Source organism: Pseudomonas sp. Leaf127 (assembly GCF_001423155.1).
Taxonomy (GTDB): Bacteria; Pseudomonadota; Gammaproteobacteria; order Pseudomonadales; family Pseudomonadaceae; genus Aquipseudomonas; species Aquipseudomonas ovata.
In genome coordinates this window covers 173,221-187,868 of sequence record NZ_LMOA01000026.1, presented here as the reverse complement: position 1 = coordinate 187,868, position 14,648 = coordinate 173,221, and the positions used below count along the sequence as shown (strand labels likewise).

Sequence of the window (14,648 nt, the reverse complement as noted above, 5' to 3'; positions counted from 1 at the left end):
TGCACCGATCTGTTGAAACTTAAAAAGAATAAATATCGATTTATATATAGCTTTAATGAATATCAAATTATGGGCAAAAAGAACCCCGCACCAGGGCGGGGTTCTTTTATGCACCGTTCAACACACTTACATGAAGTTGTAGGTGTAGTTGAAGATCAGACGGGTCTGGTCGGTGTTGGTCGAGCTGGCCAGGGCCGCGTCGCCACGGTAGGTGCCGTGACGCAGGGTGGTGCCGAAGCCCTTGAGCGGACCGCTCTGGATGACGTAGTCAACGCGCATGTCACGTTCCCACTCGGAGAATTCGCGACCGGCAGTGGCGCCAGTGCCCTTGATGTCTTCGGCATGCAGGTAGGCGATCGCGGCTTTCAGGCCTGGAACGCCAGCCTTGGCGAAGTCGAACGAGTACTGACCGAAGGTGGTGTTCTCGCCGGCGCGGGTGAACTGGTTGATCATCGAGTCGGTGAACAGGTAGAAGCTGCCGCCACCGTTGCCTTCTGCACGGCCACGGCCGTCGGCGATGGAGCCCTGGTTCAGCGAAACGAAACCGCCGTCGTCGCCCACTTGCTGGTGACCGACCATGACCGCATGGCCACCCAGCGAGTAGGTGAACATGGCCGACCAGGTGCTGTTGTCGACTTCACCCGGGGTCTTGGCATAACCGTTGTTGTTGTTGAACAGGTAGCCGGAAGTGCCGCTGCTGTTCTTGCCGTCGGAGCTGCTGTTGAAGTAACGCAGGTCGGTCTTGAACGACTGGTTCTCGGCGATCGGGTACACATGCACCAGGCCCAGGAAGTGCTGCTTGTAGAAGTCTTCCAGGTTGGCGAAGTAGTACTGCAGGGTCAGGTCTTTGGTTACTTTCCAGTCAGCGCCGGCGAAACGGAATTCGTCGCTGCCTTTGGAGGCGCCGCCTACGGACAGGTCAGTCCAGTTGGACGAAGCACGACCGATGCTCTGGGTCAGCTGACCGGCAGTGAAGGTCACGCCGTCCAGTTCCTTGGAGGTCACAATGCCGCCTTCGAACGCCTGAGGCAGCAGGCGACCGTCGTTGGAAACCAGAATCGGCAGGTTCGGGGCCAGGGCGTTACCGATTTTCAGCTCGGTCTTGGAGATACGGGCCTTGGCATTGGCGCCGGCACGGCTCCACTCGTTGACAGCCGAACCGTCGGTGTCGCTAGGCGTCACGCCGCCGTTGGTGGCAGCCGAACGGTAGCCACGGCCGCCGTCCAGGTGGATGCCCACCAGGGCTTGAGCGTCCAGACCGAAGCCGACGGTACCCTGGGTGTAGCCCGAGGTGTAGTCGAACTTCAGGCCAGTGGCCGTCTCGCGGTGAGTGTGGTTGGTGCCTTCACGAAAATCGTTGTTGAAGAACAGGGTCCGGGAACTCACGGACGCCTTGCTGTCTTCGATGAAACCGGCAGCGCCGGCCTGCTGAGCCATGACGCCGAATGCTACGGCCAGGGCCAGGGTAGACTTTTTCATTACTTCGCTCCTCGTGAATCTAATTTTTGTAGGCCATGGCTCCGACTCCTCGAAGGCATGGTCGCGCGATTAACGCCAGTGTTGACCTTGAGGTCAATCGTGTACCGGACGTCTCACGACTAATTGACTAGACCGCGTTGCTTCGGCCCGCTGCACGGTAGTGGAAAAAGCACGAATCAAAAAGCAACGATTTTCACGCTCTTTAGATTCAATGGCTATATACAAAACCGGGTATGCATCGGATCGCCAAGGAGTGTATCCACCTGAAACGCTAATGCCTAAAAAATATTTCAGGACCGTTCGTCAGATAGTTTAGTCCAGGGATAACGGACTGCAGGATCACGTCTTTTTTCCTACATTACATGGTCTGGTGGCTGACCCTCACACACCGGAAAACCCTTGTAAAACGTGACGTTCAGCGTGCTTAGCAGCAATTGTGACAATTGCCACCACCTGGAGGACAGGCGGTGTTGTCGACCCGCAAGAAAAACAGTGAATCGGCTTTCGGATGTCTCCTGAGCCTGTTTATGAGGCTTACAAGGCAGGGGTGCGACTGGAGTGTGATTGAACAAACAGGTCATGACCCTGTCGCCGTTCGCCCGGTAGGAGCGCGCTTGCCGGAATGCCGGACCACCGCGACCGAGTGCGCAGCGCTCGCAAAAATCTGCGAAACGCAACAAATTTACAGTTGTGAACACATTCAAAATCTACGAAACGCCGCAATTTTACGACTGCTAACGCAGCCGGTCGCGGTGGTCCGGCATTCCGGCAAGCGCGCTCCTACAAATAGCACAGTGCCTCACCTTGGGTGCAGGCACGGGATCCGTGCGCTATCGAGGTGCAGAAACCGGAGTGAGCCTGGCCGAACCTGAGCGTTTATATCGCCAGCCCGATTCAGGCAGATGGGGTAAGCCCCCGTTTCAAAGGCCCTGCAGGATTTTTCGCCATCCGATTACAAAAAAATCCAAACCTGGCACGCCACCTGCAATACCTCTTGCACCTACCAGTTTTGGGGGCCTTGGTACAGGCAGGCCGGGGATTCCCCTCTTTTATTGCTCACGGAGGCTGACTTCCAGCCTCCAGCGCCCGTCCACCTCGGCAGCGTTCCAGTCGCCGTGCAGTGGACGGGCCGCCAGCAGCGTCAGCACCAATCCTTTCTCAGCGCGTTGCAACGTCCAGCGAGTCACCTTGCCGTCGGCGCGCAACTGACCGTTCCACGGTTGCCCGGTGGCGTCCAGGCGCAACACGATGGCACCTTCGACCGTCTCACCCTCTACCTTGGGTTCTTCGTCGAACCACAGTGCCAGGCCGGTGGGCAGTTCTTCGATCTGTTGCAGTTCGGCCGGGTCCGATTGCTGCACCCGGCCGATCATCATGCCCACGGAAAAGCCGACAATCGCGATCGAGCCCAGCACACGCGGCCAGAACTTCGGCCTGGGGTCTTCTTCGGGAGTAGAATGCATCCCGTCCTTTTGTTCGGAGCCGTGCATGTTTCACGTCATCCTTTTTCAACCAGAAATTCCGCCGAATACCGGCAATGTCATCAGGCTGTGCGCCAACAGTGGCTGCACCCTGCATTTGATCGAGCCGCTGGGTTTCGAGCTGGATGACAAGCGGCTGCGCCGTGCCGGGCTCGACTACCACGAGTATGCCACGCTGCAAACTCACGCCGACTTGCCCAGCTGTCTGGAAAAGATCGGCCACCCGCGGTTGTTCGCCTTCACCACCAAGGGCTCGCAGCCCTTCCACGACGTCAGTTTCCAGCCCGGCGATGCCTTTATCTTCGGCCCGGAAAGCCGTGGCCTGCCGGGCGAGCTGCTCGACACCTTTGCCACCGGGCACCGCCTGCGCCTGCCGATGCGCGAAGGCTGCCGCAGCCTGAACCTGTCCAACACAGTGGCCGTGGCCGTCTACGAAGCCTGGCGCCAGCAGGGTTTTGCCTGAGCACCGCGCCGGTTGACGACCACCCACAAAAAAAGCGCCCGTCGAGGCGCTTTTTCTGGCAAGCGAATCGACTCAGGCCGATGGCGCGTCGCCGGACTGCTGCAGACGCTGCAGCTCTTGCGCATACAGGGCATCGAAGTTCACCGGGGCCAGCATCAGCGCCGGGAACGAACCACGCACCACCAGGCTGTCGATGGTCTCGCGCGCATATGGGAACAGGATGTTCGGGCAGAACGCGCCCAGGGTGTGGCTCATCGACGAAGGGTCCAGGCCCTTGATCAGGAAGATGCCGGCCTGCTGGACCTCAACGATGAAGGCCACTTCGTCGCCGTTGTTGACGGTCACCGACAGGGTCAGCACGACTTCGTAGAAATCGTTTTCGAGTTCTTTCTGGCGGGTGTTCAGGTCCAGGCTGACCGAAGGGGTCCACTCCTGGCGGAAGATGGCCGGGCTTTTCGGGGCTTCGAACGACAGGTCGCGAACATAGATACGCTGCAGGCTGAACTGCGGTGCGTTTTCTTCGTTGGCAACGGCGCCGTTGGTGGTTTGTTCGGTCATGCTCGGATCCTTCTCGATAATAGGGACTTAACAGGAATGTGAATCAGCCTAGAAGCATTGCATCGAGCTTGCCGGCGCGCTCCAGGGCGAACAGGTCGTCACAGCCGCCCACATGAGTGGCGCCGATCCAGATCTGCGGAACCGACGTGCGCCCGGCCTTCTGGGCCATTTCGGCGCGCAGTTGAGGCTTGCCGTCGACGCGGACTTCTTCGAAGGCGACGTTCTTGCGTTCGAGCAACTGCTTGGCACGAATGCAATACGGGCAATAGTCACTGGAATAAACGAGAACGTGGGTCATATCACTTCACCAATGGGAGGTTATCGCCGCGCCAGCTGGAAATGCCGCCCGACAGCTTGGCCGCCTTGAAGCCGGCCTTGATCAGTTCACCGGCGGTGCTGCCGGCATGCTGGCCGTGGGCATCGACCAGAATCAGGGTCTTGTCCTTGTGCTTTTGCAGGTCGGCGGTGCGGGTCAGGATCTTGTCCTGTGGATAATTGAGTGCGCCAACGATGTGGCCGGCGGCGAAATCCTTGGTCGAGCGCAGGTCGATGACCACGCCCTGGTCGCTGTTGACCAGCGCGGTCAGCTCGCCGGTGCTGACGCCACGGGCGCCCTTGCTCATCTCGTAAGCGATCAGCAAGGCCAGCAGAATCACGAAAGCGCCCGTGATCAGGTAGTGGTGGGTGACGAATTCAAGCAGGTGAGCAACCATGTCCAGTTTCCAGGGCGTTAAAATGCCGGCCAGTATACACAGCACCCAAGGTCGGCCAAAGTCTACCCGGCGTGACGCGCCGGGAACTTACACCTAAAATGCCTATCCTTTTGCTACTTCCCATTTTGCCAAGCAGGCCGCATGAAACCGGGTCACGTCATCCGGCTCATGTGCCCCGCAAACGAGGGTTCCCATGACTGCCACTGCAAAACCACTGGTTCTGATCATTCTCGACGGCTTCGGCCACAGCGAGAACCCTGAAGGCAACGCCATCATGGCGGCCCGCATGCCAGTCATGGAGCGCCTCTACGCCACCAAACCCCACGGCCTGATCTCGGGCTCCGGGATGGACGTCGGCCTGCCGGACGGGCAGATGGGCAACTCGGAAGTCGGCCACATGAACCTGGGCGCAGGCCGCGTGGTGTATCAGGATTTCACCCGCGTGACCAAGGCCATCCGCGACGGCGAGTTCTTCGAGAACCCGACTATCTGCGCCGCGGTCGACAAGGCAGTCGGCGCCGGCAAGGCCGTGCACATCATGGGCCTGCTGTCCGACGGCGGCGTGCACAGCCACCAGGACCACCTGGTGGCCATGGCCGAACTGGCGGTCAAGCGGGGCGCCGACAAGATCTACCTGCATGCCTTCCTCGATGGCCGCGACACCCCACCGCGCAGCGCGCAATCGTCACTGGAATTGCTCGACGCCGCCTTCGCCCGTCTGGGCAAGGGCCGCACCGCCACGATCATCGGGCGCTTCTTCGCCATGGACCGCGACAACCGCTGGGACCGTGTGTCAGCCGCCTACAACCTGATCGTCGACGGCCAGGCCGAGTATCACGTCGACAGCGCCGTGGCCGGCCTGCAGGCCGCCTATGCGCGCGACGAGAGCGACGAATTCGTCAAACCCACCGCCATCGGCGAGTCGGTTCGTGTCGAAGACGGTGACGCAGTGGTGTTCATGAACTTCCGCGCCGACCGCGCCCGTGAACTGAGCCGGGTGTTCGTCGAGAACGATTTCAATGAATTCCCGCGCGCCCGCCAGCCGAAGGTCAACTACGTGATGCTGACCCAGTATGCGGCCAGCATCAACGCGCCTTCGGCGTTTGCGCCGGGCAGCCTGAAAAACGTGCTGGGCCAGTACCTGGCCGATAACGGCAAGACCCAGCTGCGCATTGCCGAGACCGAAAAATACGCCCACGTGACCTTCTTCTTCTCCGGTGGCCGTGAAGAGCCGTTCCCGGGCGAAGAACGCATCCTGATCCCGTCGCCAAAGGTCGCCACCTACGACCTGCAGCCGGAAATGAGCGCACCGGAAGTCACCGACAAGATCGTCGACGCCATTGAGCACCAGCGTTATGACGTGATCGTGGTCAACTACGCCAACGGCGACATGGTCGGCCACAGCGGCGTAATGGCGGCGGCGGTCAAGGCCGTGGAATGCCTGGACGAATGCCTGGGCCGCATTACCGCTGCACTGGAGAAGGTCGGCGGCGAAGCGCTGATCACTGCCGACCACGGTAACGTCGAGCAGATGACCGACGACCACACCGGGCAGGCCCACACCGCTCACACCTCGGAACCGGTGCCGTTCGTCTATTTCGGCAACAAGCCGCTGAAAGTGCGTGAAGGTGGCGTGCTGGCCGACGTGGCCCCGACCCTGCTGCACCTGCTGGGCATGGAAAAGCCCGAGGAAATGAGCGGGCACTCGATTCTGGTGGCTGAGTAAGGGTCACAAGCACAAGTAACTTACTGATTTATTGGCTATCAAATTCACGCCTTGTAGGAGCGCGCTTGCCCGCGACCGAGTGCGTAGCGCTCGCAAGATCTCGGAAACGCTGAAAATTTACGACTGCTAACGCAGCCGGTCGCGGGCAGAGCGCGCTCCTACTGCGTCAGGCGACGCTGAACATTTGTTTTGCTTGATATGACGGGCATACTAGGCCCGTCGCTTTTTTCACCTTGCCCGGTATTGCTTATCCCCATGTTTCGCGCCTTGATCGCCCTTGTTCTGGTCTGCCTGCTCAACCCGGCGTTTGCCGAGGATGAACGGGCCCAGACCCAAAAACAGATAGACGCCGCCCGTCAGGACGTTGCTGAGCTGCAAAAGGTGCTCAACAAGCTGCAGGCCGAAAAGAGCGGTGTCCAGAAGGACCTGCGTGCCACCGAAACCGAAATGGGCAAGCTGGAAAAGCAGGTCGAGGTCCTGCAACACGAACTAAAAAAGACCGAAGTCGAGCTCCAGAGGCTCGACCATGAAAAGAAAAAACTGGGTGAATCAAAGGTCGAGCAGCAACGCCTGATCGCCATCCAGGCCCGCGCCGCCTACCAGGGTGGGCGCCAGGAATACATCAAGCTGCTGCTCAACCAGCAGCATCCGGAAAAATTCGCCCGCACCCTCGCCTACTACGATTACCTGAGCAAGGCCCGCCTGCTGCAGTTGCAGCGGTTCAACGAAACCCTGCACCAGCTGGCCGGGGTCGAGAAGGACATTGACCTGCAGCAGGCGCAATTGCTGGTGCAGAAAAGCGACCTTGAAAGCCGTGGCCAGGAACTGGGCAAGGTACGCGAAGAGCGCCAGAAGGTACTGGCGAAGATCAATCAGGACTACAAGGCCGGCGATCAGAAACTGCAGGCCCGCCAGCAGGACCAGGCCGAGCTGAACACGGTGCTCAAGACCATCGAGGAAACCCTCGCACGCCAGGCCCGTGAAGCCGAGGAGGCGCGGCAGAAAGCGCTGATCGCGGCCCGTGAGGCTGAAGCCGAGGCCCAGCGCGCCCGTGAACGTGAACAGCAACGCCAGCGCGAAGCCCTGGCGCGCAACGAACGCGAAGAACGCAACAGCCGAAGCGACGCTGAACCCGTCCCGCCGCGTCCGGTCCAACCCCTCGGCCCTGCCGTATCCAACAGCGGTGCCACCTATGGCGGCGCGTTTGCAGAGGCCCGGGGTAAACTTCCGTGGCCCATCAATGGTCGACTGCTGGCACGCTTTGGCGAAGCTCGCGGCGACGATGAGCGCTCACGCTGGGACGGGGTGATGATCAGTGCCTCTGCCGGCAGCCAGGTGCGGGCCGTGCATGGCGGTCGGGTGGTGTTCGCCGACTGGTTGCGCGGCTCCGGACTTCTGGTCATTCTCGATCATGGCAACGGTTACCTGACCCTGTACGGGCACAACCAGAGCCTGCTCAAGGAGGCCGGCGACATCGTCAAGGCCGGTGAACCCATTGCCACGGCCGGCAACAGTGGCGGCCAGGAAGCAGCAGCGCTGTATTTCGCCATACGTCAGCAGGGTCGCCCCAGCGACCCGGCCCAATGGTGCCGCACTCAAGGGTAAGCGGCACCACCTTCTTCAGGAGCTTGTCAGCATGCAGCATCTGTCCCGCCTTACCTCGCTGGCCCTGGCGGTTGCCCTTGTGGTCGGCGCACCGCTGGCCCTGGCCGCCGAGAAAATCGCGCCAGCCCCGGCAGTCGCCCCCGCCAATGCCAAGGCGCCATTGCCACTGGACGAGCTGCGCACCTTTGCCGAAGTGCTGGACCGGGTCAAGGCCGCCTATGTCGAGCCGGTCGACGACAAGACCCTGCTGGAGAATGCCATCAAGGGCATGCTCAGCAACCTTGACCCGCACTCGGCCTACCTGGGCCCGGAAGACTTCCAGGAACTGCAGGAAAGCACCAGCGGTGAATTCGGCGGCCTGGGCATCGAAGTGGGCGTCGAGGACGGTTTCGTCAAGGTGGTCTCGCCCATCGACGACACCCCGGCGTCCAAGGCCGGCATCGAGGCCGGTGACCTGATCGTCAAGATCAACGGCGCGCCGACCCAGGGCCAGACCATGCAGGAAGCGGTCGACAAGATGCGCGGCAAGATCGGGGAGAAAATCACCCTGACCCTGGTGCGCGACGGCGGCACTCCGTTCGATGTGACCCTGGCGCGGGCCATCATCCAGGTCAAGAGCGTCAAGGCACAGCTGCTTGAAAGCGGCTATGGCTATATCCGCATCACCCAGTTCCAGGTCAAGACCGGCGACGAGGTCGGCAAGGCGCTGGCCAAGCTGCGCAAGGACAACGGCAACAAGAAGCTCAGCGGTGTCATCCTTGACCTGCGCAACAACCCGGGCGGCGTATTGCAGGCGGCGGTGGCCGTGGCCGACCACTTCCTGACCAAGGGCATGATCGTCTACACCAAGGGCCGCATCGCCAACTCCGAGCTGCGCTTCTATGCCGACCCGGCCGACGCCAGCGAGGGCGTGCCCCTGGCCGTGCTGATCAACGGCGGCAGCGCCTCGGCCTCGGAAATCGTCGCCGGCGCCCTGCAAGACCAGAAGCGCGGCATCCTCATGGGCACCGACACGTTCGGCAAAGGCTCGGTGCAGACCGTATTGCCACTGAACAACGACCGCGCCCTGAAGATCACCACCGCGCTGTACTACACGCCCAACGGCCGCTCGATCCAGGCGCAGGGCATCAACCCGGACATCGTGGTGCGTCGCGCCAAGCTCACCAGCGAGGCCGATGGCGAGAATTACCGCGAAGCCGACCTGCTCGGTCACCTGGGCAATGGCAACGGCGGCGCCGACAAGCCGACGGTCAAGAGCACCCCTGGCAAGGCACGGCCGCAGGATGAGGATTACCAGCTCAATCAGGCCCTCAGCCTGCTCAAGGGCCTGAGTATCACCCGCGGCAACTGATGCGCGGTTTCCCTCGACTGCGGCTGGCGCTGGCATTGCTGCTGGCCAGCCTGACGTTCAGCGCCGCCGGCCAGCCACCGGCGCGCGCCTACCTGAGCGTGATCATCGACGACCTGGGGCAGAACCCGGCCAGGGACAGCCGCACGCTGGCCCTGCCGGGGCCGGTGACCCTGGCAATCATGCCTGACACCCCGCACGCCACCGAGTTTGCCCGGCAGGCGCACAAGGCCGGCAAGACGGTGATCCTGCACATGCCGATGGATCCGGCCACCGGCCCCTACGCCTGGCACCCCGGTCTGCCGACCACCGAGCTGCAAGGCCGCCTGGACGCCGCGCTGCTCAAGGTGCCGTTCGCTGCCGGCGTCAATAACCACATGGGCAGTCGCATGACCGCCGAGACAGGCGCGATGGCCTGGCTGATGGCCGAGCTGCAGCGTCGCCATCTGTTTTTCGTCGACAGCCGTACCAGCGCCCGTACCGTGGCTGCCGCCGAGGCACAGAAGATCGGACTGGCCAGCCTGTCGCGGGATGTATTTCTCGATGATGAGCGCACCGCCGAGGCCATCACCCGGCAACTGCACACGGCCATCCGCCTGGCGCGTGAACAAGGCAGTGCCGTGGTCATCGGCCACCCCTATCCGGTCACCCTGGAGGTGCTGGAACGCGAGTTGCCCAGGCTCAAGGCCCAGGGCGTGGAATGGATCGAGCTGAGCCACATGATCAGCCTGCGCGGCAACAAGGCCATGGCCGGGCACGGCAAGGACGGCGTGTACCGCTGACACAGCCTGTCGCGGTCACGCAGCCACCTCCTAGGAGCGGCTTCAGCGGCGACCGGCTGCGCCAGCAGTCGTAAATTTGCAGCGCGTCATGGATTTCTGCGAGCGCTTCACGCTCAATCAAGGGGGTCCGGCATTCCGGCAGAGCCCCCTCCCACCACCGCGTGTCAGTCCGGATTGATCGGTATCGCGCGCCCTACAAGTACTTGTCCATGATCTGTTCGATCAGGCCTTCGGCGCGCATCTGGTCCAGGGCTTTTTGCAAGCGGTCCACCAAGGGTTGCGGGGTGTCCTTGTTCAGCGCCAGGTACAGCTCGGCCTTGTTGAAGCGCAGCACGGTCTTGAGTCCGGTGATGCCGTCCTGGCGCGCCAGCCAGCGGCCGACCGGGTCGGCGGTCGCCCACAGGTCGAGCTGACCGTTGACCAGCCGGCGCGGATTGTCCTGGTCGCGCAGCATCAGCACCGGATCAAAGCCCTGGCGCAGCAAGTGCTCGGCCACCGCGTCGCCCTTGTAGGCGCCTACGCGGTAGCTCTTGGCCTGCTCAAGGTCGGTAAGCGCCACGATCGGGCTGTCGGCCCGCGCCAGCAGCACCCATTGCACCGGAGCAATCGGCCCGACCCACTTGAACAACGGCTCGCGCTCGGGCGTGCGCACCGTGGAGAACACCGCGTAGCCCGGATTTTCCAGAGCCAGCTTGTAGACCCGCTCCCACGGAAAGCGCAGCGTCAGGTTGTACTCGACCCCGGCGCGCTTGAACGTCTCGCGCATGATCTGCACCGAGATGCCATCGAGGTTACTGCCCTGGGCGAAGTTGCGACCGTCGATCGCCATGTTGTACGGCGGGTAGTTCTCGGTCAGCAGGACGATCTTGCGCACGCCTCCCTCACCGCCGCGCGCCACGGCGCTGAGCAAAGGAACCAGACCCAGCAGGACAAGCAAAAGACCCTTGAGCATATTCCGGGACTCGAACATGACGATCGATGCAGAGTGCCGCGAAGCCACGACCCTGTCTACCGGGACGAACGTTTGCCCGCCCCGGCAGCCAGTCGGCTCAGCGCACCACGATGCCACGCTGGGCCATGTAGGCCTTGGCTTCGGGCACGGTGTATTCGCCGAAGTGGAAGATGCTGGCCGCCAGCACGGCGCTGGCATGGCCTTCGAGCACACCGGCCGCCAGGTGTTCCAGGTTGCCGACGCCGCCCGAGGCGATCACCGGAATGCCCAGCGCATCGCTGATGGCGCGGGTCACGCCCAGGTCGAAGCCGTTCTTCATGCCGTCCTGGTCCATGCTGGTCAGCAGGATTTCACCGGCGCCCAGGCCTTCCATCTTTTTCGCCCACTCCACGGCATCCAGCCCGGTCGGCTTGCGACCGCCGTGGGTGAAGATCTCCCAGCGCGGAGGTTCACCGGGGCCGGAGACCTTCTTGGCGTCGATGGCCACCACGATGCACTGCGAGCCGAAACGCGAGGCAGCCTCGCCAACGAACTCGGGCGTGAACACCGCGGCGGTGTTGATCGACACCTTGTCGGCGCCGGCATTGAGCAGGTTGCGGATGTCCTGCACGGTGCGCACGCCACCGCCCACGGTCAGCGGGATGAACACCTGGCTGGCCATGCGCTCGACGGTGTGCAGCGTGGTGTCGCGGCCATCGACGCTGGCGGTGATGTCCAGGAAGGTGATTTCGTCCGCGCCCTGCTCGTTATAGCGCCGGGCGATTTCCACCGGGTCGCCGGCATCGCGGATGTTCTCGAACTTGACGCCCTTGACCACACGGCCGTTGTCGACGTCCAGGCAAGGGATGATGCGTTTGGCCAAAGCCATGGGGTCAATCTCCGGTTGTAGGAGCGCGCTTGCCCGCGACCGAGTGCGCAGCGCTCGCAAAATTTGTGTGGCCGCTGAAAATTTACGACTGCTAACGCAGCCTCCGGTTGTGGGAGCGCGCTTGCCGGTATGCCGGACCACCGCGACCGGCTGCGTTAGCAGTCGTAAAATTGTGGCGTTTCCGAGACTTTTGCGAGCGCTACGCACTCGGTCGCGGGCAAGCGCGCTCCTACCTGTTAGCGAGCGTTGTTAGCGCGTGTAGTTATCGCAAAAGGCCTGGGCCTCGGCGACGTCCAGGGTGCCTTCGTAGATCGCACGGCCGGTGATCGCGCCGATGATGCCTGGCGCCCTGGCGTCCAGCAGGGTCTTGATGTCACCCAGGTTATGGATGCCACCGGAGGCGATCACCGGAATGCGCGTGGCCTGCGCCAGCGCGGCGGTGAACGGCACGTTGCAACCCTGCATCATGCCGTCCTTGGCGATGTCGGTGTAGACGATCGCCGAGACACCATCGGCCTCGAAACGCTTGGCCAGGTCGATGACCTGCACTGTGCTGATCTCGGCCCAGCCGTCGGTGGCGACGAAACCGTCCTTGGCGTCCAGGCCGACAATCACCTTGCCCGGAAACGCCCGGCAGGCCTCGGCCACGAACTCGGGTTCCTTGACCGCCTTGGTGCCGATGATGACGTAGCTGACACCGGCCTTGACGTAGTGCTCGATGGTTTCCAGCGAACGAATGCCGCCGCCGATCTGGATCGGCAGGTGCGGATAGCGCCTGGCAATGGCCGTGACCACCTCACCGTTGACCGGCTGGCCTTCAAAGGCGCCGTTCAGGTCGACCAGGTGCAGGCGGCGGCAGCCACCCTCGACCCACTTGGCGGCCATGCTGACCGGGTCATCGGAAAACACCGTGGAGTCTTCCATGCGGCCCTGGCGCAAGCGCACGCACGCACCGTCTTTGAGGTCGATTGCAGGAATGATCAGCATTGTTTTTCCTTGATTCGTAGGAGCGGCTTGAGCCGCGAAACAGACGCCACCGCTCGCGGCCCAAGCCGCTCCTACGGGTCGTCGTGCGCTCTCTTAATCTTTTTCCAGCGCCCACAGGTCGCTTTCGATCATTTCGAAGCGTTCCTTGAGCAACTGCTGGGCATCGAACAGGGCTCGATTGTAGTAATGCGGTGCGATCTCGCGGCCGAACAGTTCCAGCACCTCGGCCACCTCGAACGAGCCCAGCTCCAGTTCGAAACGCTCGGCGAACAGGCGCTTGAGCGTGTGGATCGCGTCCTGCTCCTGTTCGGGGGTCAGCTTCAGGGTGGGCGCGCGGGACTTGGCTCGGCTCATGCGGCTTACCAGCGCCCGTCCCAGGCCACGAAGTTCTGCAACAGTTGCAGGCCGTGGGTATGGCTTTTCTCGGGGTGGAACTGCACGGCAAAGCGCGAACCTTCGGCCAGCGCAGCGGCGAAGTCGACGCCATAGTGCCCGCGACCCACGACCTGGCGCGGGTTGCCGGCGGCAATGTAGTAGCTGTGCACGAAGTAGAAGCGCGCCTGGTCCGGGATGTCGTGCCACAGCGGGTGGTCGACGGCCTGGGTGACCTGGTTCCAGCCCATGTGCGGCACCTTGAGGTGCTCGCCGTCTTCATGCAGGTCCTTGCCGAAGAACTTCACCTGGCCGGGGAACAGGTCGATGCAGTCGACACCGTCGTTTTCTTCGCTGCGCTCGAGCAAGGCCTGCATGCCGACGCAGATGCCCAGGAACGGACGGTCCTTGCTCACCTCGTGCACCAGCGTGTCAAAGCCCAGGCGGCGGATCTCGGCCATGCAGTCGCGGATCGCGCCGACACCGGGGAACACCACGCGGTCGGCTTCGCGAATCACCTTGGCGTCGCTGGTGATGATCACCTTGCCGGCGCCGACGTGCTCAAGTGCCTTGGCGACCGAGTGCAGGTTGCCCATGCCGTAGTCGATGACGGCTACTGTCTGCATCAGAGCACACCCTTGGTCGACGGCATCTGCCCGGCCATGCGCTCGTCGAGCTCGACGGCCATGCGCAGCGCGCGACCGAACGCCTTGAAGACGGTCTCGATCTGGTGGTGCGTGTTGGTGCCGCGCAGGTTGTCGATGTGCAGGCTGACCAAGGCGTGGTTGACGAAGCCCTGGAAGAATTCCTGGAACAGGTCGACGTCGAAACGACCGACCACCGCACGGGTGTACGGCACATGCATCTGCAGGCCCGGACGGCCCGAGAAGTCGATGACCACGCGCGACAGGGCTTCATCGAGTGGCACATAGGAATGGCCGTAGCGACGGATGCCTTTCTTGTCGCCGATGGCCTGGCTGAAAGCCTGGCCCAGCGTGATCCCGACGTCCTCCACGGTGTGGTGGTCGTCGATGGCCAGGTCGCCCTTGCACTCGATGTCCAGGTCGATCAGCCCGTGCCGGGCGATCTGGTCAAGCATGTGCTCAAGGAAGGGAACACCGATATCGAATCGGGCCTTTCCGGTGCCATCCAGGTTGATCGAGACCTTGATCTGGGTTTCCAGAGTATTGCGCTCGACGGATGCCTTACGTTCGGCCATCACCAGCTCCGCAAATCAGTAGCGAAAAAGGCGGCCATTATAGGCCCAGAAGCGCCCGGCATGAAGCCAAGAGACGACAGGAAGGCGATTTGATG

The 14,648-nt window shown here is 62.3% G+C and carries 16 protein-coding genes; 5 read left to right on the top strand and 11 right to left on the bottom strand.

Annotated elements, in window-relative coordinates; translation table 11 throughout:
* Positions 1 to 126 precede the first annotated feature (126 nt).
* Both ASF84_RS28065 and ASF84_RS28060 read right to left on the bottom strand, forming a co-directional pair.
* A complete protein-coding gene (locus tag ASF84_RS28065) occupies positions 127 to 1,479 on the bottom strand; it encodes an OprD family porin (RefSeq protein WP_056842169.1) in 1,353 nt (450 codons plus the stop codon).
* 1,049 nt (positions 1,480 to 2,528) lie between these two features.
* Positions 2,529 to 2,969 carry a hypothetical protein gene (locus tag ASF84_RS28060; protein ID WP_056842168.1) on the bottom strand — a complete coding sequence of 147 codons (441 nt, stop codon included), beginning with the start codon at positions 2,967 to 2,969 and terminating at the stop codon, positions 2,529 to 2,531.
* On the opposite strand from ASF84_RS28060, the gene trmL reads away from it, so the two are divergent.
* On the top strand, positions 2,968 to 3,423 hold the full coding sequence (trmL, locus tag ASF84_RS28055; protein ID WP_056842167.1) for a tRNA (uridine(34)/cytosine(34)/5-carboxymethylaminomethyluridine(34)-2'-O)-methyltransferase TrmL: 456 nt from the start codon (positions 2,968 to 2,970) through the stop codon (positions 3,421 to 3,423). The genes ASF84_RS28060 and trmL overlap by 2 nt on opposite strands.
* Positions 3,424 to 3,495: 72 nt before the next feature.
* Here trmL and secB read toward each other — a convergent pair whose 3' ends face one another.
* The 3 genes from secB to ASF84_RS28040 are packed head-to-tail and all read right to left on the bottom strand — an operon-like array spanning position 3,496 to position 4,694.
* Entirely contained in the window at positions 3,496 to 3,981 is a 486-nt protein-coding gene (gene secB, locus ASF84_RS28050; RefSeq protein ID WP_056842166.1) for a protein-export chaperone SecB, read from the bottom strand.
* Between the two features lie 43 nt (positions 3,982 to 4,024).
* Positions 4,025 to 4,279: a glutaredoxin 3 gene (gene grxC, locus ASF84_RS28045; RefSeq protein ID WP_056842165.1), complete on the bottom strand. Its 255-nt coding sequence runs from the start codon at positions 4,277 to 4,279 to the stop codon at positions 4,025 to 4,027.
* A gap of 1 nt (position 4,280) precedes the next feature.
* Entirely contained in the window at positions 4,281 to 4,694 is a 414-nt protein-coding gene (locus ASF84_RS28040; protein WP_056842164.1) for a rhodanese-like domain-containing protein, read from the bottom strand.
* A gap of 193 nt (positions 4,695 to 4,887) precedes the next feature.
* On the opposite strand from ASF84_RS28040, the gene gpmI reads away from it, so the two are divergent.
* The 4 genes from gpmI (at position 4,888) to ASF84_RS28020 (ending at position 10,155) form a co-directional block, all read left to right on the top strand.
* Positions 4,888 to 6,420, top strand: a complete 1,533-nt coding sequence (gene gpmI / locus ASF84_RS28035; RefSeq protein WP_056842163.1) for a 2,3-bisphosphoglycerate-independent phosphoglycerate mutase — start codon at positions 4,888 to 4,890, stop codon at positions 6,418 to 6,420.
* Positions 6,421 to 6,675: 255 nt separating this feature from the next.
* The gene (locus ASF84_RS28030; protein ID WP_056842162.1) at positions 6,676 to 8,025 is read left to right on the top strand and encodes a murein hydrolase activator EnvC family protein; all 1,350 of its coding nucleotides are present in this window, start codon (positions 6,676 to 6,678) and stop codon (positions 8,023 to 8,025) included.
* Between the two features lie 31 nt (positions 8,026 to 8,056).
* Positions 8,057 to 9,376 (top strand): S41 family peptidase, encoded by a 1,320-nt coding sequence (locus ASF84_RS28025; protein WP_056842161.1) that lies wholly within the window; start codon positions 8,057 to 8,059, stop codon positions 9,374 to 9,376.
* A complete protein-coding gene (locus ASF84_RS28020) occupies positions 9,376 to 10,155 on the top strand; it encodes a divergent polysaccharide deacetylase family protein (RefSeq protein WP_109513889.1) in 780 nt (259 codons plus the stop codon). The genes ASF84_RS28025 and ASF84_RS28020 overlap by 1 nt, the downstream gene beginning before the upstream one ends.
* 193 nt (positions 10,156 to 10,348) lie before the next feature.
* On the opposite strand, the gene ASF84_RS28015 is transcribed toward ASF84_RS28020, so the two are convergent.
* The 6 genes from ASF84_RS28015 to hisB form a co-directional block, all read right to left on the bottom strand.
* On the bottom strand, positions 10,349 to 11,107 hold the full coding sequence (locus ASF84_RS28015; protein ID WP_056842160.1) for a substrate-binding periplasmic protein: 759 nt from the start codon (positions 11,105 to 11,107) through the stop codon (positions 10,349 to 10,351).
* Positions 11,108 to 11,204: 97 nt separating this feature from the next.
* Complete coding sequence (hisF, locus tag ASF84_RS28010; RefSeq protein WP_056842159.1) at positions 11,205 to 11,975, bottom strand: imidazole glycerol phosphate synthase subunit HisF; 771 nt, start codon at positions 11,973 to 11,975, stop codon at positions 11,205 to 11,207.
* Between the two features lie 249 nt (positions 11,976 to 12,224).
* A complete protein-coding gene (gene hisA, locus ASF84_RS28005; RefSeq protein ID WP_056842158.1) occupies positions 12,225 to 12,962 on the bottom strand; it encodes a 1-(5-phosphoribosyl)-5-[(5-phosphoribosylamino)methylideneamino]imidazole-4-carboxamide isomerase in 738 nt (245 codons plus the stop codon).
* Positions 12,963 to 13,055: 93 nt separating this feature from the next.
* Positions 13,056 to 13,316, bottom strand: a complete 261-nt coding sequence (locus ASF84_RS28000; protein ID WP_056842157.1) for a DUF2164 domain-containing protein — start codon at positions 13,314 to 13,316, stop codon at positions 13,056 to 13,058.
* 5 nt (positions 13,317 to 13,321) lie between these two features.
* Entirely contained in the window at positions 13,322 to 13,960 is a 639-nt protein-coding gene (gene hisH, locus ASF84_RS27995; RefSeq protein ID WP_056842156.1) for an imidazole glycerol phosphate synthase subunit HisH, read from the bottom strand.
* Positions 13,960 to 14,553 carry an imidazoleglycerol-phosphate dehydratase HisB gene (gene hisB, locus ASF84_RS27990; RefSeq protein WP_056842155.1) on the bottom strand — a complete coding sequence of 198 codons (594 nt, stop codon included), beginning with the start codon at positions 14,551 to 14,553 and terminating at the stop codon, positions 13,960 to 13,962. Before hisB ends, hisH begins: the two co-directional genes overlap by 1 nt.
* Between the last annotated feature and the right edge of the window lie 95 nt (positions 14,554 to 14,648).